This window comes from Novosphingobium naphthalenivorans NBRC 102051 (genome assembly GCF_001590985.1).
Taxonomy (GTDB): Bacteria; Pseudomonadota; Alphaproteobacteria; order Sphingomonadales; family Sphingomonadaceae; genus Novosphingobium; species Novosphingobium naphthalenivorans.
Genome location: NZ_BCTX01000226.1, coordinates 1 through 588 on the forward strand (window position 1 = coordinate 1; position 588 = coordinate 588).

The following is a 588-nucleotide window of genomic DNA, read 5'->3' on the forward strand; positions in this document are numbered from 1 at the left end:
TGTGCGGACGAACAGTTTCCTACTTCACAGGCATTGGCGCAATCGACGGCAGTTCGTCAGGCACATAGACACCATCCTCGGTTTCGACAGCAAGCCTCATGGCGACCTCCCCGTTCGGAAGGTCTCGGTAGTTTAAATCGAGAAGCAAACGGGTTCCCTTGTGACCACGAAGAGTGATCGTCCCAGTCATCCCAGCCCAATCGTAGAAGGAGTGCGTTGGGAAGTGATATCCGTAACAAGCCATGATGCTTTGCGGCAAAATCATGGCGAACTCCTGATTGGTATTATCTTTTAGCCAAGTGCATGTTTGACCGGCAATTTGTTGGGCCGAATGCTGACACCCCCACGACCAAATCGTATCGGGTGAGTGGTCAAAGCCCCAATGGAACTCGACCCAACGCCTCTCGTGTGGATTGTCCGATTTCGCGGGGGCAGCCATCTCGAAATTTCGAATGACATCGCAAAGTGTAGTTGCGGCCAAAAGGGGCTGAGCACTCACCAGCAACACCATTGTGAGAAGGCAGTGAAGGGACTTCATTCCGTCGTCATGCCACTATCGCCGGATGTCCGCTATGTCGGCGTGTCCGG

Annotated in this window: 1 protein-coding gene; it reads right to left on the reverse strand. The window is 53.6% G+C overall.

Features of this window, described 5'->3' with window-relative positions; all coding sequences use genetic code 11:
• Nucleotides 1-19 precede the first annotated feature (19 nt).
• On the reverse strand, nucleotides 20-511 hold the full coding sequence (locus tag NN5_RS24850) for a hypothetical protein (protein ID WP_157081346.1): 492 nt from the start codon (nucleotides 509-511) through the stop codon (nucleotides 20-22).
• Nucleotides 512-588: the final 77 nt, after the last annotated feature.